Origin of the sequence: Burkholderia lata (assembly GCF_000012945.1) — a bacterium.
In the GTDB taxonomy this organism is placed as follows: domain Bacteria; phylum Pseudomonadota; class Gammaproteobacteria; order Burkholderiales; family Burkholderiaceae; genus Burkholderia; species Burkholderia lata.
In genome coordinates this window covers 738,834-761,985 of sequence record NC_007509.1, presented here as the reverse complement: position 1 = coordinate 761,985, position 23,152 = coordinate 738,834, and the positions used below count along the sequence as shown (strand labels likewise).

Here is a 23,152-nt window from a genome sequence, read left to right as displayed (position 1 = left end):
GGGCAGGCGCGCGGCTGACTGCGGGTATGTGCGGATGCGGAAGCCCCGCACAGTTTTCTACGATGCGCGAACGGTCCGCTTCTTGCGTCAGTTGCGCGGGACTTGCGTGCTTTGGCGGCCGGACTGTCCGGATACTCCGGGCGCTATCCGGATCGTGCGGCGAATGCCCCCTACCGGGAACGCATGCACGGCGCGAGTGCAATCGAGCATGACGGGAGAACATCGATGGCGCAATTTTCCGGAACAGGCTGGCTGCCGGACACGGCCTGTTTCAATCACGACAACCTGCTGCTGCAGTCGAACGATGTCGACGAGGTTCGCGCACGCGTCGCCGACGTCTTCAAGCCGCACCGGCTCACGCCGACAGGCGAATCGCGCGCGTTGCACAGCTGCATGCACCATGCACGCTGGGGCAACCTGTCGTTGAACCTGCTCGATTATGGCGGTGGCGTCAGCATCGAGCCCGGGCCGCTCGAGCACTTCTTCCTGTTGCAGATCCCGCTGCGCGGCGATGCGGAGATCGAGTGCGGCTCCGCGCGTTTCGTGTCGTCGCCGGGCACCGCGTCGTTGATCTCGCCGACGCTGCCGCTGAAGATGCGTTGGGGCGACGCGTGCCCGCAGGTCATCCTGCGCATCGAGCGCGAAGTGATGGAGCGCCACGCGCAGCGGCATTTCGGCGACGACCGGCGCGCGCCGGTCGAATTCGAGCCGGAATTCAGCCTGTCGTCGTCGCAGGGGACGTGTCTGGCGCAGATGCTGCCGATCCTCGCCGGCGCGATCGCGACGGATGCGCATCCGCTGCGTCACCCGCTCGCGTTCGAGCCGCTCGAATCGACACTGCTCAACCTGCTGCTGCACGGCCACCCGAACAGCGCGCGCAACGGCACGCGGCACCTGCCGGTGGCGCTCGCGCCGTTCTATGTGCGGCGCGTCGAGGACTACATCCGCGCCCATCTCGACGAGCCGCTGACGATCGAACGGCTCGCCGAACTCGCCGGCGTCAGCCCGAGCACGCTGTTCGCCGGCTTCCGCCATCGCCACGGGATCACGCCGATGGGTTTCGTGCGGCAGTTGCGGCTGCAACATGTGCGCGAGGAACTGCTGGCCGACGCGTCGCCGGGGCACGCGTCGGTGACGGATATCGCGCTGAAATGGGGTTTCGCGCACCTCGGGCGATTCGCGATCGAGTACAAGCGGGCGTTCGGCGAGTCGCCGTCGGCGACGCTCAGGATGCGGCGCGTGCGCGGCTAGCGGCTCAGGCGGCAGCTCACTCGCCGATTCTCTGCGGCAGCGGCGCGCCCCAGACTGCCGTCACATCCCCGCCGAGCCGCCATTCGGTGAACGGGCGGCGCGATGCGATGATCGCCGGCAGGCGAGCGTCGTGAAAGCGCGCGTAGTACGGCTCGACCCAGCTCAGTTCATCGCGGAACGTCCACGGAAACAGGTCCTGCCTGACCGGCGTGATGGCCGTGAAGCTGGCGGGATTGTCCACGGCATCGATGACGAGGTTCGCCAGGCGGCCGATTGCGCCGTCGCTTTCCCGATAGAGATCGATATGGCGCCGCTGCACGAGTTCCGCCGCGAACACGAGCGGGAGCAGCGCGAACGTGTGATAGTGCAGCGCGCGGTCGCCGCGCTTGACTTCCCGCGCAAGCGAACCGTCGGGGCCGATGTCGCGGATGCCTTCGCGAACCCGCAGCAGCCCCGAGTCGACGAGGCTCGTGTTGCCGGTCACGGTGCCGATCGCGATCAGGTCGAGTCCGGCCCAGTACACGAGGTTGTTGTGCAAATGATTGATCGCTGCCGCATCGCGGGTGGCGATCGCGATGCGTTCGAGCCACGGATCGATCGCGTCGAACCGTGCGCGATTCGCATCGCGGACGTCGCGCGGCATGCGCAGGATCACCATCGCGAAGTCGGTGCCGGCCCACGACCGCTCGTAGTCGCCCTGATAACCGGTAATCGGGCCCATCAGCGCATCGGCCCGCGCCCAGCTTTCCAGCAGGCTCACCGCGCACGACCAGTCACCTTTGTTAGCCGACGCATTGAGCCGCGCAATGAAATCGCGCATCGGCTTGACCGCGCGTGCATAGCCGGCGTCGTCGTCATAGTAGCCGGGCGGATCGATCGTCGTGACGGCCGCCGGGATGTCGCAGGCGCGGGCCGGCGGCATGGCGCACAGGAGCGCGCTCACGGCGAGCAACGCGGCGCACAGCGGTCGAATCGGCAGGCGGGGCATACGGTCCTCGGTCGTGACGGTGGCGTGACAAACACGGAAGCCGAACCTTGGGGGCGGACAACATCGCGGCGCCGGACCCGTGCGGCCGGCAAAGCACGACGCATCCCGGTGACGCGCGCGGGGCCGTGCGGCTCGCGACCGCTTCCCGCGGCGCACGCAGTCTAGCGCTCCGGTCTTTCATCCGCCTTGCCTCGCGCAAGCCGTCTGGATCGATGCCGAACCGGCTCCGCCTTCCACGCGCCGAACGCCAACGCACTTTTTTAAAGACTGCGCTATGTTCGCCCGGTATCATCGCTGCGCTCGCGACCGACGCCATGGGCCAGTGCATGCCGACTCGCGCGCAATCCGCATCGCAAAGAAGACAACACAGGGCGGACGCCGACGATGCGTCGCGCCGCGATCAGGCCGAATCGGCCACCAGCACGACGGAGCAAGGAACGATGGTAAGGACGGGTACGGCGCGACGCGCGAGGGCGATCGCCGCCGGGAGCGCGCTGGTCGCGGCGGCAACGGGCGGCGCGCACGCGCAGGCATCGGGCGCGGCCGCCACGCCGCCGGCCGGCGCGGCGGCGGCCGTACTGCCGACCATCGACGTGACGGGGAAGGCCGACGGCGCGTCGAGCGGGCTCGTCGGGCTGCGCACCACGGCCGGCACGAAGACCGACACGCCGGTGGCCGAGATCCCGCAAACGATCAATCTCGTGACCGCGCAGCAGATCGAGATGACCGGCGCGGCCGACCTGAACCAGGCGCTGCGCTACGTGCCGGGATTCGCGACGTTCGGCGCCGACAGCCGCACCGACTGGTACGCGGCGCTGCGCGGCTTCACGCCGACGCTGTACGTCGACGGCGTGGCCGCGCCGAATACCGCCGTCATTGCGAACTGGCGCGTCGACCCGTACACGATCGACTCGATCGCCGTGCTGCGCGGGCCGACGTCGGTGCTGTACGGCGCGGGCGAGCCCGGCGCGATCGTCGACGCACACACGAAGCTCGCCGACGGCGAGCGCGTCCGCGAAGCCGGCGTGCAGATCGGCAATGACGCACGCAAGCAATTCATGGTCGACGTCGGCGATACGCTCGATCCGGACGGCCGCTATGCCTACCGCTTCGTCGGCGTCGCCCGCGACGGCAACGCGGTCACCGGCCCGAACGGTGACCGGCGCGTCGCGCTGGCGCCGTCGTTCCGCTGGCGGCCGAACGCCGACACGTCACTGACGCTCTCGGCGACGTTCCTGCAGGACAGCGGCGATATTTCGTCGAACTTCCTGCCCGCGTCGGGCACGGTGTTGCCGAACCCGAACGGCCGGCTGTCGCAGGACATCTACATGGGCGCCCCCGGGTTCAACGACTACCGGAAGAAGCAGTGGTCGCTCGGCTACGCGCTGGAGCACCGCGTGAATGCGATCTGGTCGCTGCACCAGGACGTGCGCTGGTCGCACCTGTCGCTCGACGACGCGACGGTGTTCGGCATCGGCCTCGTGCCCCGCAGTACCACCAACATGATGCGTTTCGCGGGGCTGTTCCAGCTCAACTACAGCCGGCTCGATATCGACAACCACGCGCAGGCGCGCTTCGGCACGGGGCCGCTCGAACATACGCTGCTGCTCGGCGTGCAATACGACCGGCAGACGACGACCAACAGCGTGTGGCTCGCGCTGGCGCCGTCGCTCAACCTGTATCACCCCGTCTACCGGCCCGTCACGGATGCGATTTTCTCCGGCCCGACGTCGCTCGGCCACGTCGACCAGTACACGGCGATGAACGCGTTCGGCGTGTACGCGCAGGACCAGATCCGCTGGAAGCGCTGGACGCTGACGCTCGGCGGCCGCGAGGATTTCGTCAATGCACGGTTCGACGACCGGACGGCCGGCACGCAGGCGCAGCAGGACGTCAGTGCGTTCTCCGGGCGCGTCGGGCTCACCTATCAGGGCGACGCCGGGCTGTCGCCGTACCTGAGCTATTCGACGTCGTTCGATCCCGTGATTGGCGTCAGGATGTTCGGCGGCGGCTTGCCTAAACCGACGCGTGGCAAGCAGACGGAAGCCGGACTGCGCTGGCAGCCGCCCGGCAAGAACCTGATGCTGAGCGCGGCCGTCTACCAGATCGACCAGACCAACGTCGTGACGCCGACACCGGTGAATCTCGACCCGACCGGCACGACGTCGGTGCAGACCGGCAAGGTGCGCTCGCGCGGGATCGAGCTGAGCGCGGTCGGCAAGGTCACCCGCGAGCTGTCGGTCGTCGCGTCGTATGTGTATCAGGACGTCAAGAACGTGCAGGCGAACGACGCGTCGCTGAACAACTGGCCGGTGTCGGTGCCGCTGCCGCGGCAGATGGCGTCGATGTGGGCCGACTGGACCTGGCGCACGGGTGCGCTGTCGGGCCTCGGGATCGGCGGCGGCGTGCGCTACCAGAGCGCGTCGGCCGGCGCGCCCGACAACTCGCTGACCGTGCCGAGCGTGACGCTGGTCGATCTGGCGCTGCACTACGAGATGCCGCACTGGCGGTTCGCGCTGAATGTCGCGAACCTGTTCGACCGGAGCTACGTCAGCGGCTGCCAGTCGTACGCCGTCTGCGTGTTCGGCAACGAGCGGACCGTGCTGGCCACCGCGAAATACAACTGGTAACCGCGCATGCGCGGCACGGTCCTACGCGTCGCGTTGCGGTTCCCGACGCGCGGTGCGTTCACCGGCGTGACGCTGGCGTCGCCACTCGGTCGGCGTGAGGCCGAAACGTTCGCGGAAGGCGGTCGCGAAATTCGCCGGCGTGGAAAAGCCGATTTCCTTCGCGATGCTGGCAATGCTGAGCGACGTCGAATCCAGCAGATCCTGCGCGATCCGCAGCCGCTCGTGCCGCAGGTACTCGAACACCGTCTGGCCGAGATTGTCGCGAAACGCGCGTGACAGCCGCTTTTCGTGGGTGCCGACCGCGCGGGCCAGCTGCTCCACCGTGGGCGGATCGTTCAGCGTCCGTGCCAGGTGGCGGATGGCCGCGCGCACGATGATGTCGTCGTCCTTGCCGGCCACGAACGGGCTTTCCATGTCGACGGGCCGCTCGCGCTTCTCCCGCGCGATCTGCACGCGAATCCGCGCGAGCACTTCGGCGGGCTCGAACGGCTTCACCACATAGTCGACGCAGCCGATTTCGAATCCCTCGAGGCGTTCGTGCAAGGCGCCGGCCACGGTCAGGAAGATCACCGGAATCGCACACGTCAGCGGATCGGCGGCAAGCAGCCGGCACGCGGTGAAGCCGTCCATGCGCGGCATGCGGACATCCATCAGGATCAGGTCGGGCGTGAGCGCCTGCGCGCGCTGGCACGCTTGCAGCCCGTCGGATGCAATGCTGATCCGGCAGCCCGTGCCGCGCAGGATGTCGATCAGCAAGCGAAGCTGGTCGGGCTGATCGTCGACGATCAGGATATGGGCGTCGCCCAATGCGGAGATCGATGGATGCATCGTGCACCTGTTCTGGAATGGCTGCTGGCTGCGTTCCTGCGGGTGGCCGGCCCGGTTCGGAATAATCGTCGGAAGCCGCTCTATGGCGACGCACATACGCTTCGATATTCGGATTTCGCCCAACTACGCGACAGACAACCGGCCGGCGCCATACCCGGCATGGCTTGTTTTGATCACTGATCCGGTATTGGCGTGGAGCGTTTCCGTTGTCGCGCGCCGAAAAGTGCGCGACTGCCGGTATCGATGCGAGCCGAATTGTAGGGGCATATTTCGATTCGTGCCAGACGCATTGACGCTATCTGCTTCATTTCGCTTTTTGGATTCTTCATCGTGTATTGTGATTTTCGTTTGCAGCGCGGCATGCCGGCGCCTGTCCATTTCCGCCATTTTCATTTGCGCTGCCACATACAATCGCGCAATCGCGCGGGTTTTTGGCAAAAACTTCTTCCCGGCATTTACCCTTAATCCGCCTCGGCAAAGCTTTTATCCGCCCGACAAAACATTCTCATTAATTTCAATGACGAGAAATCGTTTGCGAGATGCGAATTTTTAACGTAACGCATTGAATATATTGAATTTTACAATCTATAAAGAATGTCGCCTTCAATAATTTTCGGTCGTGTCTCATAATTCGTCCGAACTTTGAATGCAGGGTCGCACCGAGCAATACAAGGCACGGCGGGTTGGGACGGACGTTGTGCGATTCGGGTCCGAGGGCATCAATTGATGTGACTCCGAACGCATGTCCGTCGCGCACAAGCGCAAATCCGGTTGCCGTGGATGAAATAAAAGAAGCGGGGTTGGTCGCGGTCGACGCGACATCAAATCAGGGGTGTCCATAACGGCGGGTTGAATCTCCGGATTCAGTCGTTGGGCGAATTCGCCCATATAGAACGATATGCATTCCTAATGCATTACCTGGATTAACGGAACGGGCCGTCACACGAACGGCGTGCCCGGGCTTTCGAACGTCCCATCGTTACGGGCGGACGATGCGTGTCGCCTTCGGCACGCTCGGGCCGGGCATGGGAATCGGGTTCCGCACTGAAGTCGCAATCGTAACCGCAGCTGAAGTCTTCAACAAAAGTAAGTAGTCCGTATTCAAACCAAACGCTACAAAACGGAGCAGAAGACCATGAAGAGGAAGCAGATTTCGGCGCTTGCCGCCGCCATGTTCACGGGTGCAGGTGTCCTGATCTCGGGCGCCGCGCATGCGGACAATTTCGTCGACCGCGGCAACCCGGACAACGCGCTGAGCGGTCAGTGCATCGACGGCACGAACCCGCTGTGCGTGTCGACCAAGAGCGGGACCTACGCCGCGGTGAGCTCGACGAACGTCACGATGGGAACGAATGCCCGGGCCGGTACCAGCGGCATCGCGATCGGCGACCAGTCGAATGCGGCCAGCAAGGGCGGCACCAGCAGCGGCGGTTCGATTGCTGTCGGCGTCGGCGCGCAGGCGCTGGCGAACTCGGCGACGGCGATCGGCACGGTGGCCGTCGCGCAAGGCAATACGGCGCTCGCCATTGGCCGCCAGTCGGCCGCGGTCGGCGACTTCTCGATGGCAGTCGGCAACGTCGCGGACGCACGCGGCACGAGCTCGATCGCACTCGGCCACTCGGCGCTGGCAAGCGGCGATCGCTCGGTTGCGATCGGCGGCGCCAACCCGACGACGAGCGACGGCGTGTCGGCCGGCGCGTCGTATGACGCGGCCACCCAGACGCGCGCCGGCGGCACGCAATCCGTGGCGATCGGCGCGGGCGCGCAGACGAACGACAACAACCAGGTGGCGATCGGTTCGGGCAGCGCCGGTGCGAACAATGGCGGCACGCCGGTGTTCGGCGGCACGGCCGCGCCGGTTGGCGGTGCGGTGTCGTTCGGCGCAATCGGCAAGGAACGCCAGCTCAAGAACGTCGCGGCAGGCGCGGCCGATACGGACGCCGTCAACGTCCAGCAGTTGAAGAACGTGAACGGCACGCTCAGCACGAGCATCGCCACGGTCGACGCGCGCGTGACGTCGGTCGGCAATTCGCTGTCGACCACGATCTCGAACGTCGACCAGCGCGTGACCAACGTGGGCAACAGCCTCAGCACCAGCATCGTGACCGCAACGAAGAACGTCGTGAAATACACCGACGATTCGCATGCGGCGATCGCACTCGACGGCAGCAACGGCACGACGATCAACGGCGTCGCGGCCGGTGTCGCCGACACCGATGCGGTCAACGTCGGTCAGCTGAAGGGCACCGTCGCACCGCTGCAGACGTCCATTTCGACCGCCGCGTCGAACATCACGAACCTGCAGACCAGCGTCACCGGCATCAACACGTCGCTGAGCACGGCGACCACGAACATCAGCAACCTGCAGGCGGCCGACGCACGCAACGTGAAGTACGACGGCCAGAGCGGATTCGACTCGGTGACGTTCGCCGGCACGAACGGCACGACGCTGCACAACGTCGCAGCCGGTGTCGCGAACACGGATGCCGTGAACGTCGGGCAACTGACCGGCGGCCTGTCGTCGCTCAGCACGAGCGTGACGAACAACATCAGCACGACGCTCGGCAGCCTGAGCACGTCGATCAACAACCAGATCGGCAATGCGACGAAGAACGCGGTGCAGTACGACGACGATGCCCACAGCGGCGTGACGCTCGGCGGCAAGGGCGCGCAGTCACCGGTCGCGCTGCACAACGTCGCGGACGGTGTTGCGACGGGCGACGCCGTGAACGTCGGCCAGCTCGGCAAGGCCACCGACACGCTCAACCAGTCGATCACGAATGTCGGCAACAGCGTGACGACGCTCGGCAACCAGGTTACGACGAATACGGGCAACATCGCCGCGCTTCAGCAGGATGCGCTCCTGTGGAACACGAACCTCGGTGCGTACGATGCGAGCCACGGCGGCAATGGCCCGCAACGCATCGGCAACGTCGCGGCCGGCGTCGCCGACACCGATGCGGTCAACGTCGGTCAGTTGACGAGCACCGTCGCACCGCTACAGACGTCCATCTCGACGGCAGCATCGAACATCACGAACCTGCAGGGCAACGTCACCAGCATCAACACGTCGCTGAGCACGGCGACCACCAATATCAGCGACCTGAAGGCAGCCGACGCACGCAACGTGAAGTACGACGGCCAGAGCGGATTCGACTCGGTGACGTTCGCCGGCACGAACGGCACGACGCTGCACAACGTCGCGGCCGGTGTCGCGAACACCGATGCCGTGAACGTCGGGCAACTGAATGGCGGCCTGTCGTCGCTCAGCACGAGCGTGACGAACAACATCAACACGACGCTCGGCAGCCTCAGCACGTCGATCAACAACCAGATCGGCAACGCGACGAAGAACGCGGTGCAGTACGACGATGACGCGCACAGCGGCGTGACGCTCGGCGGCAAGGGTGCGCAGTCGCCGGTCGCGCTGCACAACGTCGCGGACGGTGTTGCGACGGGCGACGCCGTGAACGTCGGCCAGCTCGGCAAGGCCACCGACACGCTGAACCAGTCGATCACGAACGTCAGCAACAGCGTGACCACGCTCGGCAACCAGGTGACGACGAACACGGGCAACATCGCGGCGCTCCAGCAGGACGCGCTCCAGTGGAACGCGAACCTCGGCACCTACGATGCGAGCCACGGCGGCAACGGCCCGCAACGCATCGGCAATGTCGCGGCCGGCAAGAACGGAACGGACGCGGTCAACGTCGACCAGTTGAACGCGGCGATTCAGGACGGCACGAGCCAGCTCGACGCGCTCGCGGTGAAGTACGACGACGCGAGCAAGAAACAGGTTTCGCTCGGCGGGGGCAACGGCGCGAGCCCGGTGCGCCTGACCAACGTCGCGGAAGGCAACGTTGCGGCCGGCAGCACGGACGCGGTGAACGGCGCGCAACTGCGCCGCGCGACCGACGGTACGGCAGCCGCGCTGGGCGGTGGCGCAACGGCGAATCCGGACGGCTCGATCACGGCGCCGGCCTATAAAGTCGGCGGCGGTTCGTTCAACAACGTCGGCGACGCGCTCACGAACCTCGACGGTCGCGTCGGCAGCAACACGACGACGCTCGAGAATCACGAAACGCGCATCGGCAATGCCGAAACGAACATCGCCGGCAACACGGCCGCGATTGCCGGGCTGCAGCAGGATGCGCTTCAGTTTGACCCGAAGGCCGGCGCCTACAACGCGGCGCGCGGTGGTGCACCGACGAAGCTGACGAACGTGGCCGACGGCAACATCGCCGCGGGCAGCACGGACGCGGTGAACGGCGGCCAGTTGTCGGGCGTGAAGTCGTCGCTCGAACAGCAGATCACGCAGGTGTCCAACCAGGCGGGCGAGGCCGTGAAGAACGTCGTCAAGTACGATGTCGACACGAACGGCAATCGGCTGAATTCGGTATCGCTGATCGGCGGCGACACGAATGCGGCGGTCGTGCTGAAGAACGTCGCCGCGGGCACCGACGATACGGACGCGGTGAACGTGAAGCAGCTGAAGGGCGTGCAGTCGAGTCTCAACCAGCTCGGCGCGCTCGCGGTGCAGTATGACGACAGCTCGAAGAGCTCGATCACGCTCGGCGGCGCCGGCGGCACGCGCATCACCAACGTGCAGGCAGGTGCGCTCAGCGCAACCAGCACCGACGCGGTGAACGGCTCGCAGCTCTACGCGACGAACCAGCAGGTCGCGAAGAACACGACCGACATCACGAACCTGCAGGGGAACGTGACCAACATCGCGAACGGCAAGGCCGGCCTTGTGCAACAGCAGGACCCGAACGGCGCGATCACGGTCGGGAAGGACACCGGCGGGTCCAGCGTGAACTTCTCCGGCACGGCAGGCGACCGCGTGCTGACCGGCGTTGCGGCGGGCGTGAACGAGAACGACGCGGTCAACATGGGCCAGTTCAACAATGCGCTGAAGAACGCGGCGGCCAACGACCAGATCCGCGCGGCGGCGACCGATGCGAACACCACGTGGATCGCGCGTGCCGATGCGGGTTCGATCGGCTCGACGGCAACCGCGACCGGCAAGAACGCGGTGGCGGTCGGCCAGGGCTCCGTTGCCGATCGAGATAATTCGTTCTCGGTGGGTGCGAAGGGCAGCGAACGCCAGGTCACGAACGTCGCGGCCGGCACGGCGCCGACCGATGCGGTGAACGTGCAGCAGCTGAACGACAACCTGTCGGCCGCGTCGAATCAGGCGAAGGGCTACACCGACCAGCGCATCGGCCAGGTGTACAACTCGTTCAACGACCTGAAGAAGGACATGTACGGCGGCGTGGCATCGGCAATGGCCGTGGCCGGCCTGCCGCAACCGACGGGCGCGGGCCGCTCGATGGTCTCGGCGGCGACGTCGAACTATCACGGCCAGCAGGGTTTCGCCGCCGGTTATTCGTACGTGACGGAAAGCAACCGCTGGGTCGTCAAGGCGTCGGTGACGGGCAACACGCGTTCGGACTTCGGCGCGGTGGTGGGCGCGGGTTACCAGTTCTGACGTCGTCCGCGCAGCATCGATTGACCGTGGGGGCCGGGCAGGGGGTGTGAGGTCCGGCACTGGCGGGAAATCCGTGGCCCGGGGTGGATTCGTCTCCCCCGGGCCATCGACGTTTGGTTCGCCACGAAGATCGACGTGGCTGCGCCGAGCGTGTCCGGTAGTGCTTACCGCGTGCACTGCGCTCGCGTCTCACGCGGCAAACACCGGAACGATGGAGCAGGCAGAACACAGCCATCGATTCCAGCAACCGGCCACGGCAAATCGGTAAGTGTGACTGGCGATCCGGCAGATTGTGTAATTCATATGAAAGAAAGCGAGTGGCCTGTGCCAGGTGCCAGCGCATTTCAAGCGTTACCGCCAAGGCGGGAAACGACGCCCGCCAACGCCGTCGATGGATGATTTATTTGCCGATAGTGGTGATAATCGTCGACTGGCGCAACGCAACCCGCGTTGAGCGTGTCCGAGCACGTCTTCCAAGCCCGTATTGGCGCCGACAACGACAAATGAAAACGATGAAATCCGTCAACAAGATGCTTCCCGCGCAGCGCTTTGCGTTGCCGCGTCAAATTCGGCTGCCTGCTTACGCGGCGCATGCCGTCATGCCGTCCGCTTTTCTCGCGGATTACGACACCCGGTGCCGCTGAGCGCCCGGACACGTCGCTCCATTCGTTCAACCAGACCCGGCGCTTGAATCGGTCGCCCGGGCAACCGGTATCGCACGGCGATACGCGTCGGTGCGTCCCGTGAAGTCGTATCGGGACACATGACGACGCATCACGGAACCGCACACGGGGGTAACAACACATGATCGGGAAGTTTGCGTGGCTGTCCGTCGCTTCACTTCTGGTCGCGGCATGCGGGGATCGATCGGGGCTGGCCGATGCTGCGTCGAATGCGCAGTCGGCGGCGGCTTCGGCGACACCCGCCGTCGCCGGGCAGGGCGGGGGGAGCGAGAAGATCCCGGTGCCGGTGCCGCCGAGGCCCGGCCGGGTGCTCGAGGGCATTTATCAGAAGGACGCGCATGGCGAGGACACGATGGAGATCGCCAATGGAAGCCAGGCCTCTTACTGGTACGGGCACGCGTTCGATCTGAACGGCAACCACTACTTCACCGGCTTTGCTTACGACACGCCGAACAAGTATGCCGAACAGGAGAAAACCGCCGCCCCGGCGCCCGACGCGAGGGTGACCCTCACCGAAGCCACTTTCGAATGGACGACGGATGGCGGCGTGGCCGGCTGGAACATGGTCGAGTCGGAACGCTCCATCGGCGAGTTCGGCGGCTATGAGAAGGCCGACACGATCGACGACAGGGAACCGGCGGTGAGCACCACAACGCCGGACGGGCAGATCGTGCTGGCGGTCCCGACCTGGTATCTGGCCTCCGGTACCCGGATCAAGTCGTTCAGCCTGTTCGTCTACCAGCGCACCAATGCGTCAAGCAATCCTGACGATACCGACTGGACCTATGCCGGCAATGTGTCTCGCGGCAATGAAAACGGCGCGGCGTGCGATGCCGACGGCACCGGCAATCACGTCCCGTGCGTGACCGGCTCGTCGACCCTGACCTTCGTGTCGACCGATCGCCGCGATTGGCCGCGCGTTCGTGTCGCGATGAAGGGGACGGGCATCGACCACGCCGGTCAGAAGAAGACCTACGGCGCGGCGGATGTCGTCGAATACCGGTTCAATCCGAAGACGAAGATTTACGAAGCGGAAAAGACGTAGGGCGGCATGCGACATGTCGCATTCAACGATGGTTTCACTTGTCCACGAAGAGGATCGGACGGGGTTTGACGCGCATTCAGATCAAGACGAATCATGCCGACATCATCACGAAGGTGGACGTGGGCGGGTGCCGGAAATGACGGTGTTCCGGCCCACCCTGGCCGAATGCGAGTAGCGCGATCCGCAGCGATCGCAACTGTGCCGCGGCCCACGGTTTCACGCGGGTTCGCGCGCGGTCTGGACGTGCGTCCAATGCGAGTAGTCGAATGTGAGCGCCGGCTCGTATTCTGAATGCGTCGGGCGGAACGGCATGGGGCCTCCGCCGATCCACGCATGACAGAGACTCGCAATGACTGCCATTACGCAAACCATGAAGCTCAACCACCTGAGCTTCCCCTCGGCCGACACACTGGCGACGGCCCGATTCTTCGAGCGGCACCTCGGCTTCACGATCGCCGGAAGCTGGGACCAATCCTGGATCCTCAAGCGCCCGGGCTTCGACGTGGTGATCGATCACGTCAGCGACGACACGCCGGCATGGCCGACGAATTTCCACGTCGGGTTCGAACTGCCGAGCTTCGACGACGTTCGCACGTTGTTCGAGCGCTTCAGGGAAGAGGGCGTCGAGATGGTGACGAACGTCTTCAACAACGGGCGCGGTTCGCGTTTCTTCTGCCGCGCACCGGGCGGTGTGATGTTCGAACTGAACACGCGTGCGGATGCCGCGCCGGAGTATCAAGGCACCTTCGACGACTGACGCAGGTACGCGTCGGGCCGCGCTCAACCGCCGGCGCGGGTCGGCCTGTCGATGACGGCGTGGGGATGCGAAGGCTGGGTGAGTTCCGTCGTGCGCGGATCGTTGCAGAGGGCGAGATGGCGGATCTGCACCACCCGCAACCCGACGCGCGGTTTGCCGTCGCGCAGGACTCCAACAGCAAGAAACGGAGTGTCTGCCTGCGCCTGGCCGCCTACATTGCCGTGATGAACCTCACTCACGGGATGTAAAAACAATGACCTTGCTCGAAGGAAAAGTAGCCATCGTCACCGGCGCCTCGACCGGCATCGGCCGTGCGGTCGCGTTGATGTTCGCGGCGCACGGCGCGTCAGTCGTATTGGGCGCGCGCAGCGAAGCCCCGCTGAATCAGGTTGCCGACGAAATCCGTCGTCAGGGCGGGCAGCCGCGCGCATGCGCCGGCGACGTCGGTGATGTCGATACGCATCGAAGGCTCGTCGCGACGGCCGTGCGCGAGTTCGGCGGCCTCGATATCGCGATCAACAACGCGGGAACGGTCGGGCCGCTCAAGCCGCTCGCCGACCTCTCGCTCGACGAGTGGCAGCAGACGCTGTCTACCAACCTGACGGCGGCCTTTCTCGGAGCGAGCAGCCAGATTCCCGCGATGCTCGAACGCGGAGGCGGCTCGATCGTCTTCACGTCCAGCTTCGTCGGGACCAGTGCCGGGCTTCCCGGCATGGCTGCGTATGGCGCGTCCAAGGCCGGCTTGACGGGATTGGTGAAGGGCATCACCGCGGACTATGCGGCACGCGGGATTCGGGCCAACGCACTGTTGCCGGGCGGTGTGGATACCGCGATGGGTGGCGACCGTGACCAGAAGGAATGGGCGGCCGGGCTCCACGCAATGAAGCGTATCGCGCGCCCCGACGAGATCGCCTCCGCGGCGCTGTTCCTGGCGAGCCCGATGGCCAGTTTCGTGACCGGCTCGGCCCTGTTCGCCGACGGCGGCAATGCGGCCGTGAAGTGACGTCCCGTCGGCGCGAGCTCAACCGCCGGCGCGGGTCAGTCGGTCGATCACTGCGCGGGTATGTGAAGGCTGGGTGATTTCCGTCCAGTGCAGATGCGCGAATTTCGGGTCGTCGCGCAGTGCGGCGAACTTGATGCGATTCCTGGCGAACGTGGTGTACGACCACAGCAGCACCGACTCTCGGGAGAATGCCATCCGCAGCGACTCCCGGTTGCCGTGCGACAGCTCGGTGCGCATGAGCCCGCGGCTCAACGTGCGCCAGAGCACCCGGGAGAATACGGTCCGTCGCCCGAAGTTGAGCCAGATCACGTGCGTGGCTCTCGACCAGAGCGCGTCGCGTACGGCGCTGTAGTTCCCGTCGGCGACCCATCGGTCGCCGGCGGTCGCGGCCAGTACGGCGTTCTCGAACTGTTCCGGCGGCACGGCGGTCCAGTCGGGGCCCCAGTAGAGTCGATCGAGCTCGACGTACGGGCAGTGGGCTGCTGCCGCCAGTGCGCTGGAAAAAGTGGATTTCCCCGCTCCGCTGGTTCCAACGACGACGACGCGCATGTGTTTGACCGGGGCTGAATTTTGAAGCTGCGTATTCTGCCTCATGCGCAGAAACGGTGCTGCATCTTCGATTGGACCGAGGCCGCCGGCACACCGGCCGCCATGCGCGTCCGGATGCACTCGATGCGACGGTAACGACAGGCGTGGCGCCTCGTGCAGGCCTGTCGCGCGTTTTGTACAATCTCGTGCGTGGGTCGGGCAGCGCACGGCCATCACGTACGTCAACAAGATCGAAAGAGAGAAACGATGGCGACCGAACTGGGGTTGCGGGTGAGCAGGTACGCGTGCGGCGCTTGCAACGGGAACCCGCGATGGGTGCGCGGCTGGGTAAAGGCGGCGCGCACGTCTCAACCGGATCGGGACCACGCATGAGCGACAAACCCGTTCTTGCCGCCGGTGCGCCGTGCGAACCTGCCGCGTCGACTGCGCCCTTGATGGCGCTGGCGTGCCTGCTCGTCTTCATGGCGCAAATGGCGACGACGGTGTACCTGCCGTCACTGCCTGTCGTCATGCGCGAATTGACGATGACGCAAGGCGGCGCCGAGTTCTCCATCTCCGCGTATGTGATCGGCGCAGCGTTGCCGATACCGTTCTGGGGCGCTGCCGCGGAACGCTGGGGCAGGCGTGGCCCGCTGCTGATTTCGTTGCTGCTGTTCGTCTCCAGCAGCCTGCTGCTCGCCATCTGCACGGTCGCACCGGCGCTGCTCGTGTTGCGCGCCCTGCAGGGCATCGGCGGTGGAGGCGCGGCGATCATCGCCAGAATCATCGTTCGCGACAACTGGCGCGGCGACGAACTGGCACGACGGCTCTCCGTGTTGTCGATCGCCTTCATTACGGCGCTGGGCGGCGGCCAGTTCGTCGGCGGGCTGATCGGCCGATACAGTCATTGGCAAACGGGTTTCGTGTTGATGGCCGTCATCGCCGCGCTGGCGATCGGCCTGTCGTATGCGTTGCCGTTGAAGGCGGGAAGCCGCGCCGCGGTCACGTCGGGCATGGCCGGCACATACCGGGCCCTGCTGCGGCGCCCGGGTTTCCTTTGGCCGGCTTGCGCGGGCGGGTTGGGTTTCGCGACGACCGTGACCTTGCAGGAAGTGAGTCCGTTCGTGTTCCAGGCGCATTTCAAGCTGGCCGTGACGAGCTTCGGCAGTATCGGCCTGTTGCTCGGCGTCGCCTATTTCAGCGGCGCGATGCTGGTCAATCGCCTCGTGAAGCGGCTAGGCGGCGTGCGGCTGATGCACGCCGGTGCCGCGCTGGTTGCGCTCGCAACCACGTTGATGCTGGCGTCGTGGCTGGGCGGCCTGCTGACCCATTTCACCGGCCTGTGGATCTTCATCGCGCTGTATTGCCTCGCGATTTTCGGGCAGGCGGTGCTGTTTCCGAACAGCATGGCGACGGCCGTCAGCGATGCGCACGAACATGGCGCGCATGCGATGGCCTTGTGCGGCTTCCTGCAGCAAGGATTGGCGGGCATCGCGGCGACGGCCGCGGTGCTGCAGCACCACGGCGGCACGTGGACGCTCGCCGTGTTCGTGCTGGGGGCGCTCACGTGGCTGGTGGTGCGCTTGAAGGTGAGGGCCGGCCAGGCAGCGAACGTCACCGGATGATTCGTCGGCCGCATGCGTCTCACTCGGAAGCAGCAGCGGGCGCAACCGATGACCGAGCGCGGGCATTCCAATACCAGCAAAAACATGACGCGATTTGCGACAGGTCGCGCCGCGCCGCTCAGGCGAACGATTCGTAGAAAGCATTAACTCGTGTGTCGCTCGGCAGGCTTTCACTACGAATTCAAAGGTGTCGCCATCAAAAGCGAGATCCGAAGAAGCATTAAAGGCGCATTGATACGCCGGGAATGGCAACAATCAAAATAAATATTTAATAAGGCAAGTAGTATCGGCCGATTTACCCCGGCGTCACATCTTCCATCCTGCGCAACCCACGCCACGCGCTGCCTTGCCCAGGCAGCACCGGGCTGGCCGGCCCATTCCCCCCGATGCAGCCTTGCCGATCCCGCCATTGTTGCCGACGAGATCATTTCAGATTTCTCACCAAACCATGACTCGATTAACATCGATGACAGAAAAAATTAAACTAGCAGAAAATATCTTGTAATTATAAAAATGACCTTCTAGCATCCCTCTGCGGTTCGTGACATGTCTTACATCAAAGTCTGTACTTGATGCATTCCTCGAACATCACCCACTTATAACCCGGGGGATTACATGAAGAAACTGTCTCGTCTGCTGTCCATCTCCGCGATTACCGTCGCGAGTCTCAGTGCTTTTGCCCAGGCCGGCGACCCGTCGGCTACGGTCGACAAGGCACTGCAACTGATCCAGCAGAACCCGTCTGCCTTCAGCCTTGCCGTTGGCGGCGCAGCACGCACGTTGAAGTTCGCAGGGCCGCAGGCAAGCGCGCCGGCGGACGGCGATCAGTTCCAGGTACGCGACGTGATCGTCGACCCCGACGGCACCGAGCACGTGCGCTTCGACCGCTTCTACGCGGGCCTGCCCGTGATCGGGGGCGACGTTGTCGTCCATTCGAGCAAGGGGCAGTTGAAGCAGGCGAGCGTGACCCAGCTCGCACCGATCAATCTCGCCGGCAACATCGGCAAGGTCGGCGACCGCTCGGTGATACGCAACGCACCCGACGTCGGCGCTGCCCGGGTCAAGCGCATCGCGGCCGCGCGTTTCAACTCGGACGTGCGCCGCGTCGATGACGCGGAACTCGTCGTGTTCGCACGCGACGTCACGCCGACGCTGGCCTACGCGGTGCGCGTCTACGGCAAGGCGACCGATGCGCATGGCGATGCCGTGCTGTACTACGTCGATGCGCGTAACGGCACCGTGCTCGACGCGCAGGACCTGATCAAGACCGCCGCCGCAACGGGCACCGGCCGCTCGCTGTACTACGGCAACCTGACGCTCACCACGGACCAGACGGGCACGAACGCGTACCGGATGCTCGATCCGAGCCGCGGTTCGGGCTCGGTCTACGACGGCCGCGGCCTGACCTCGGACGACGTCGAACAGGCGACCGACCTGCCGATCTTCACGAGCAGCACGAACGTGTGGGGCAACAATACGACCACCGACCGGCAGACGGTCGCCGCCGACATCGACTATGGTCTCGCGCTCACTTGGGACTACTACAAGACGATGCACAACCGCAACGGCATCTTCAACGACGGCCGCGGCGTGAAGAGCTATGCACACGTCGTGTTCAACACCGGCAGCGGCACGACCGGCGCGAATGCGGCATGGCTGAATTCGCACGTGATGGTGTACGGGGACGGTCAACCCGGCACCAGCCTGCCGAAACCGGTCGTGTCGGTCGACGTCGCCGGACACGAGATGAGTCACGGCGTGACCGAGGCCACGGCCAACCTGAACTATTCGGGCGACGCGGGTGGCTTGAACGAGTCGACGTCCGATATTTTCGGCACGCTCGTGAAGTACTACGCCAACAATCCGAACGATCCCGGCAACTACGTGATCGGTGCGCGCGTGGTGAGCGGCGGCCTGCGCAAGATGTACAAGCAGGATCTCGACGGCCGGTCGTTCAGCTGCTACCCGTCCGGCGGATTCTCGTGGTCGAATCCGCGCCACGACCCGCACTTCACGTCGGGCGTCGGCAACCGCCTGTTCTACCTGCTCGCAGAAGGCCCGACGGTGCCGTCGACCGATACCGGCCTGACGAAGGCGCAACTGGTCTGTAACGGCGACACGACCTTCAGCGGCGTGGGCCGCGAGAAGGCCGGCAAGATCTGGTACCGGACGCTGACCGTGTATCTGAACGCCAACTCCAGCTACCCGAACGCACGTCGCGCATCGATCCAGGCGGCGAACGACCTGTACGGTGCGAATTCGGCCGAAAGCACGGCGGTCGCGCGTGCCTGGAGTGCCGTCGGGGTGAATTGACGGTGCCGGTCTGAGTGCGTTGAACGCCCGGAGATCGCGTGGCGGACCTTCGCTTCGGAGAAGTGCGAACCGATCGAAGCCACGCGATGCCCGGGCGAACGACGGGCAGAGGTTGATCGACCGCCTGCGGTTGCAGGCGGTCGATTTTCTTGCATCCGGATTTCCTCACACCCGCCGTCTATCGCGCTGATCTCGCCGCGCCGCGCCTCACCTCGCCACCGGTCGAACCGTTCGCCGGAATCCACGTGACCGTCTGACCGATCGCTTTCCGATCCGTCCACCGCCATCCAATGTGATCCCCGGTTGTCGGGTAAACCTCGACAGCGGCATGCCGTTGCCCGCACGAAATCGCCGTTCGCGAATCGCCCATGCGCCGAACGCGACTTGGCGCACGTGTGCCGGGCATTTACCCTTGGTGAAGCATTCGCAGTATCCCCGCAACATCGAATTTGGGAAGCAAGGAAGAGGGAGAGGAGGAGGGCATCATGACGGAAGCCATGTCCGGCGGCTACCTTGACCGATTCGTGATCGGTGCGACTTACCGGCACCCGATTCAGCATACGCTCACCGAGGCCTGCAACCTGCTGTTCAGCACGCTGACGCATAACGCAGAGCCGTTGTATCTGGATGTCGAGCACGGCGGATCGTCCCCGTACCACGCGCGAGTGGCAAACAGCACGTTCGTATTGTGCGTGGCCAGCGGTGCGCACGCATACGAACTGAATCAGACGATTCGTTCCATCGGACTGGGCTGCACGGACGTCCGCTTCGTCCGGCCCGTTTTCGTCGGCGATACGATCTGGGCAGAAAGCGAGACCGTGGACCGGTGCGATGCGGGTCACGAAGGCGCCGTGATCGAGTTCGAATGTCGTGTCTACAATCAGCGCAACGAGCTGGTAATCAAGTTTCGGAGCCAATGGTCGATGTCGACGCCCGCATTGCCGCTCCAGTGACGACCGCCGGCGCGTTGCGGCCGATCCCGCACGACCGGCTGCGAACGCGCGACTCGCGAGCACGCCGAGCGCGTTGATGCTACCGTGTGCGCCTGACATCCGTGGAAAGTCGCCCGTCGTCACGCTGCCGATCCGATGCATCGGCCGTGCAACCGGTGATCAGGAAAGACGGCTTCAACTGTTCGTTTCCCGGACAGGATTCCCATAAAAACGTGCATCCCCGATAAGCGACGGGTCAACCTGCGCCATCGTGGAGCGAGCACAGTGCCGTGTCGCCGCCAGTCGATCGCTGCCGCGAGCGTACGATCGGGCGACCGGACGGAAGGAGACATCATGAGTGCGTTGAGCGTGCACGGTTTGACCCGCCGGGTCGACCTCTTTACGTTGCGCCTGTTTCTCACGGTCGTGGAGGAGCGCCAGATCCGGCGTGCCGCGACGCGGGAGAACATCGCGCCATCCGCCGCGACGAAGCGGGTCCAGGACCTCGAGGACATTGCCGGCGTGCAATTGCTCGAACGCATCCCGAACGGGGTCGTTCCGAATGCGGCAGGTGAAGTGCTTGCACGCTACTTGCGGCAGATGTTCGAAAACTTCGAGGACATGCGGCGCGAGCTCTGCGAATTTTCGGCGGGCGTACGCGGACACGTCAGCGTTGCGTCGACGGGTGCCAGCGTCGTCCAGTATCTGGGGCGCGAATTCGGCGAGTTCGCACGCAATTTTCCGCAGGTCGAACTCGAGCTGAAGCAGGAGCCCAACACGAACCTCGTGCGAGCGGTGATGACGGGCGACGTCGATCTGTGCGTGTACGTGGTGAGCGCCGACGTCGACGACTCGCAGCTGGATACGCTGCCTTATCGTACCGACAGCTTCGTCGCCGTCGTGCCGCGCAATCATCCGCTCGCCGAGCAACGCACGGTGAAAACCCTCGATCTCGTTCGCGAGCCCTTCATCGCGCAACCGGTCAATACGACGCTGATGTTCAAGGTCAACGAAGCCGCGCATGCGCTCGGGGAGACGATTCGCGCCAGGTTTACCGTGTCGGGCGCCGACGTCGCATTGAGTCTCGTACAGGCGGGCCTTGGCGTGACGGTGCTCCCGGAATGCATGGTCTCGATGGACAGCCACGAACGGTGTGCGGTCCTGCACATCCAGGAGCCGTGGGCCGAGCGGGTGCTGCGGGTCGGTACCCGAAAAGGCAAGGCCACGACCTCGGCCACGCGCGCGCTGATCGACCAGCTTACCGGGCGGCCGAAAGCCGCGCCGTCGTCCGGCCCGCTGGCCGATTGATCGATGGGCCGGGCGCGGCCGTATCGCGCCGCGCTCGCAGCGCTCCGTTTCCCCGACTCCCCGACTCCCACTCCACCTTCCCGGTGCTCCGCCGCATGGCCGCCGACCTCGGGCGTCTCATCGCGGGCGGCACCGCGTCCTCCGTCATCCTGACCGGTTCCAGACACCGCACGGGCCGCTGCGCCCGACGTTCGTGAACGGCGAACGGCGACCTCGCAATTCGTGATTTGAAGATGCGCCGTGCGCCTCATAGCATTGATGGCGCCACCGATGCAACGCACACCGTGCGAATGCGCGGCGGCCGCCGGCGGCCCGGACCACGAGCCATGCTGAATGAAAAAAGGAAAGGCACTGCGACCTTCCAGACACGGAGACAAAGGAACCATGCGTCAATTCGATTTGCAGGCGGTGATCGACGAAGCCCGATTCGGTCGATTCCACGCCGTCGTGCTTTGCTGGTGCATCCTGATCATGATTCTCGACGGGTACGACCTCGCGATCGTCGGCATTTCGCTGCCGCTGATCATGAAGGCGATGCACATTTCACCCGTCATGGCAGGCGTGATCGCCAGTTCGAGCCTGTTCGGCATGATGGTCGGCAGCATTCTGCTGGGCAGCGTCGCCGACCGTATCGGGCGACGCCCGGCGATCGTGCTGTGCGTGCTGCTCTTCAGCGTATTCAGCGCGGCGGCCGGCGCAGTCTCGAGCGCCGTCGCGTTTTGCGCGTTGCGGTTCCTGGCGGGACTGGGCCTCGGCGGCATCGCACCCACGTGCGCCGCGCAGATGACGGAGTATTCGCCGCGGCGCATGCGCAGCATGCTCGTGTCGCTGATGTTCGCGGGCTACTCGGGGGGCGGGGTGCTGGCGGCGTTGCTGGGCAAGACCCTGTTGGAAAACTACGGGTGGCGGTCGATCTATTACGCGGCGGCCGTGCCGATCGTGCTGGTTCCGGTGATCTGGCGCACGCTGCCCGAATCGCTGTCGTTCCTGGTGCTCAAGGGCCGTGACGCGGACGTGCGCCGGATCGCGCAACGGCTGATGCCCGGCGAGGTTCCCCGGCCCGGTGACCGCTTCGCGATGCCGAAGGAGGAGGCCGGCCCGACGAGGCTGCTTGGCGCGCTCTTCAGCGAAGGGCGTGCGTTCAGCACGCTGATGTTCTGGGTGACCTGCATCACCAATCTCTTCATGGTCTACGGGCTGAGTTCGTGGCTGACCAAGCTGATGGCGTCCGCCGGGTACAGCCTCGGCTCGGCGCTGACGTTCGTGATGGCGATGAATCTCGGCGCGGTGGTCGGCGCGATCGGCGGCGGCTGGCTGGCCGATCGCCTCAATATCCAGCGCGTGCTGATCGGCATGTACCTGGTCGCGGCCGTCTCGATCGCGCTGCTCGGCTACCAGGCGCCCACTGCGGTTCTCTACGCGGTCGTGACCGTTGCCGGCGCCTGCACGATCGGCACGCAGATCGTGGTCTACGCCTACGCGGGCCAGTTCTACCCGACCAACGTGCGCTCGACCGGGGTAGGTTGGGCCGCGGGGATCGGGCGCCTCGGTGCGATGTTCGGCCCGATCCTCATCGGGGTGATCGTGGGGCTCGCGCTGCCGCTGCGTTTCAACTTCTATGCGATGGCGATTCCGGCGGTGATCGGCGCACTCGCCGTCGCGCTGGTCAACGACCGGTTGTCCGACCGCATCAGGAGCCGTGCGGCGCACGATCGCGCCGGCGAGCTGGGCGCCGTCGGCGAAGGCAGCGCCTAGCGTGCGGGGCGTATG

Annotated in this window: 16 protein-coding genes; 13 read left to right on the top strand and 3 right to left on the bottom strand. The window is 65.2% G+C overall.

Features of this window, described 5'->3' with window-relative positions:
• Positions 1 to 225 precede the first annotated feature (225 nt).
• Positions 226 to 1,251 carry an AraC family transcriptional regulator gene (locus BCEP18194_RS03210; RefSeq protein WP_041492469.1) on the top strand — a complete coding sequence of 342 codons (1,026 nt, stop codon included), beginning with the start codon at positions 226 to 228 and terminating at the stop codon, positions 1,249 to 1,251.
• Positions 1,252 to 1,267: 16 nt separating this feature from the next.
• On the opposite strand, the gene BCEP18194_RS03205 is transcribed toward BCEP18194_RS03210, so the two are convergent.
• Positions 1,268 to 2,239 carry a mannuronate-specific alginate lyase gene (locus BCEP18194_RS03205; RefSeq protein WP_011349862.1) on the bottom strand — a complete coding sequence of 324 codons (972 nt, stop codon included), beginning with the start codon at positions 2,237 to 2,239 and terminating at the stop codon, positions 1,268 to 1,270.
• Between the two features lie 440 nt (positions 2,240 to 2,679).
• Between BCEP18194_RS03205 and BCEP18194_RS03200 the strand changes: the two genes are divergently transcribed.
• Complete coding sequence (locus BCEP18194_RS03200; RefSeq protein WP_011349861.1) at positions 2,680 to 4,869, top strand: TonB-dependent siderophore receptor; 2,190 nt, start codon at positions 2,680 to 2,682, stop codon at positions 4,867 to 4,869.
• A 21-nt stretch (positions 4,870 to 4,890) separates the two neighbouring features.
• Here BCEP18194_RS03200 and BCEP18194_RS03195 read toward each other — a convergent pair whose 3' ends face one another.
• Positions 4,891 to 5,697 carry a response regulator transcription factor gene (locus BCEP18194_RS03195; RefSeq protein ID WP_011349860.1) on the bottom strand — a complete coding sequence of 269 codons (807 nt, stop codon included), beginning with the start codon at positions 5,695 to 5,697 and terminating at the stop codon, positions 4,891 to 4,893.
• Between the two features lie 1,135 nt (positions 5,698 to 6,832).
• Here BCEP18194_RS03195 and BCEP18194_RS03190 point away from each other — a divergent pair.
• From BCEP18194_RS03190 to BCEP18194_RS03175, 6 genes are all read left to right on the top strand, one after another.
• Positions 6,833 to 11,188 carry a YadA-like family protein gene (locus BCEP18194_RS03190; RefSeq protein WP_011349858.1) on the top strand — a complete coding sequence of 1,452 codons (4,356 nt, stop codon included), beginning with the start codon at positions 6,833 to 6,835 and terminating at the stop codon, positions 11,186 to 11,188.
• A 503-nt stretch (positions 11,189 to 11,691) separates the two neighbouring features.
• A complete protein-coding gene (locus tag BCEP18194_RS41025) occupies positions 11,692 to 11,832 on the top strand; it encodes a hypothetical protein (protein ID WP_157687108.1) in 141 nt (46 codons plus the stop codon).
• Positions 11,833 to 11,992: 160 nt separating this feature from the next.
• Positions 11,993 to 12,916 (top strand): hypothetical protein, encoded by a 924-nt coding sequence (locus BCEP18194_RS03185; protein WP_011349856.1) that lies wholly within the window; start codon positions 11,993 to 11,995, stop codon positions 12,914 to 12,916.
• Between the two features lie 349 nt (positions 12,917 to 13,265).
• Positions 13,266 to 13,673 (top strand): VOC family protein, encoded by a 408-nt coding sequence (locus BCEP18194_RS03180; RefSeq protein WP_011349855.1) that lies wholly within the window; start codon positions 13,266 to 13,268, stop codon positions 13,671 to 13,673.
• Positions 13,674 to 13,738: 65 nt separating this feature from the next.
• The gene (locus BCEP18194_RS41020) at positions 13,739 to 13,921 is read left to right on the top strand and encodes a hypothetical protein (RefSeq protein ID WP_157687107.1); all 183 of its coding nucleotides are present in this window, start codon (positions 13,739 to 13,741) and stop codon (positions 13,919 to 13,921) included.
• 5 nt (positions 13,922 to 13,926) lie between these two features.
• Positions 13,927 to 14,676, top strand: a complete 750-nt coding sequence (locus BCEP18194_RS03175) for an SDR family oxidoreductase (protein ID WP_011349854.1) — start codon at positions 13,927 to 13,929, stop codon at positions 14,674 to 14,676.
• A gap of 18 nt (positions 14,677 to 14,694) precedes the next feature.
• On the opposite strand, the gene BCEP18194_RS03170 is transcribed toward BCEP18194_RS03175, so the two are convergent.
• Positions 14,695 to 15,225 carry a toxin gene (locus BCEP18194_RS03170; protein ID WP_041492611.1) on the bottom strand — a complete coding sequence of 177 codons (531 nt, stop codon included), beginning with the start codon at positions 15,223 to 15,225 and terminating at the stop codon, positions 14,695 to 14,697.
• A gap of 56 nt (positions 15,226 to 15,281) precedes the next feature.
• Here BCEP18194_RS03170 and BCEP18194_RS03165 point away from each other — a divergent pair, with 56 nt between their 5' ends.
• From BCEP18194_RS03165 to BCEP18194_RS03145, 5 genes are all read left to right on the top strand, one after another.
• Positions 15,282 to 16,829, top strand: a complete 1,548-nt coding sequence (locus BCEP18194_RS03165) for an MFS transporter (RefSeq protein WP_244272785.1) — start codon at positions 15,282 to 15,284, stop codon at positions 16,827 to 16,829.
• A 615-nt stretch (positions 16,830 to 17,444) separates the two neighbouring features.
• Positions 17,445 to 19,142: a M4 family metallopeptidase gene (locus BCEP18194_RS03160; RefSeq protein ID WP_011349851.1), complete on the top strand. Its 1,698-nt coding sequence runs from the start codon at positions 17,445 to 17,447 to the stop codon at positions 19,140 to 19,142.
• A gap of 485 nt (positions 19,143 to 19,627) precedes the next feature.
• Positions 19,628 to 20,095, top strand: a complete 468-nt coding sequence (locus tag BCEP18194_RS03155) for a MaoC family dehydratase (RefSeq protein ID WP_050781542.1) — start codon at positions 19,628 to 19,630, stop codon at positions 20,093 to 20,095.
• A 333-nt stretch (positions 20,096 to 20,428) separates the two neighbouring features.
• On the top strand, positions 20,429 to 21,382 hold the full coding sequence (locus tag BCEP18194_RS03150) for a LysR family transcriptional regulator (RefSeq protein ID WP_011349849.1): 954 nt from the start codon (positions 20,429 to 20,431) through the stop codon (positions 21,380 to 21,382).
• 384 nt (positions 21,383 to 21,766) lie between these two features.
• Positions 21,767 to 23,137, top strand: a complete 1,371-nt coding sequence (locus BCEP18194_RS03145) for an MFS transporter (protein ID WP_011349848.1) — start codon at positions 21,767 to 21,769, stop codon at positions 23,135 to 23,137.
• The last annotated feature ends 15 nt before the right edge of the window (positions 23,138 to 23,152 follow it).

Coding starts and splice junctions, on each gene's coding strand:
- BCEP18194_RS03200 (WP_011349861.1), top strand. CDS start 2,680: ATGGTAAGGACGGGTACGGCGCGACGCGCGAGGGCGATCGCCGCCGGG.
- BCEP18194_RS03145 (WP_011349848.1), top strand. CDS start 21,767: ATGCGTCAATTCGATTTGCAGGCGGTGATCGACGAAGCCCGATTCGGT.
- BCEP18194_RS03180 (WP_011349855.1), top strand. CDS start 13,266: ATGACTGCCATTACGCAAACCATGAAGCTCAACCACCTGAGCTTCCCC.
- BCEP18194_RS03155 (WP_050781542.1), top strand. CDS start 19,628: ATGACGGAAGCCATGTCCGGCGGCTACCTTGACCGATTCGTGATCGGT.
- BCEP18194_RS03205 (WP_011349862.1), bottom strand. CDS start 2,239: ATGCCCCGCCTGCCGATTCGACCGCTGTGCGCCGCGTTGCTCGCCGTG.
- BCEP18194_RS03185 (WP_011349856.1), top strand. CDS start 11,993: ATGATCGGGAAGTTTGCGTGGCTGTCCGTCGCTTCACTTCTGGTCGCG.
- BCEP18194_RS41020 (WP_157687107.1), top strand. CDS start 13,739: ATGCGAAGGCTGGGTGAGTTCCGTCGTGCGCGGATCGTTGCAGAGGGC.
- BCEP18194_RS03195 (WP_011349860.1), bottom strand. CDS start 5,697: ATGCATCCATCGATCTCCGCATTGGGCGACGCCCATATCCTGATCGTC.
- BCEP18194_RS03160 (WP_011349851.1), top strand. CDS start 17,445: ATGAAGAAACTGTCTCGTCTGCTGTCCATCTCCGCGATTACCGTCGCG.
- BCEP18194_RS03210 (WP_041492469.1), top strand. CDS start 226: ATGGCGCAATTTTCCGGAACAGGCTGGCTGCCGGACACGGCCTGTTTC.
- BCEP18194_RS41025 (WP_157687108.1), top strand. CDS start 11,692: ATGAAAACGATGAAATCCGTCAACAAGATGCTTCCCGCGCAGCGCTTT.
- BCEP18194_RS03175 (WP_011349854.1), top strand. CDS start 13,927: ATGACCTTGCTCGAAGGAAAAGTAGCCATCGTCACCGGCGCCTCGACC.
- BCEP18194_RS03170 (WP_041492611.1), bottom strand. CDS start 15,225: ATGCGCGTCGTCGTCGTTGGAACCAGCGGAGCGGGGAAATCCACTTTT.
- BCEP18194_RS03150 (WP_011349849.1), top strand. CDS start 20,429: ATGAGTGCGTTGAGCGTGCACGGTTTGACCCGCCGGGTCGACCTCTTT.
- BCEP18194_RS03190 (WP_011349858.1), top strand. CDS start 6,833: ATGAAGAGGAAGCAGATTTCGGCGCTTGCCGCCGCCATGTTCACGGGT.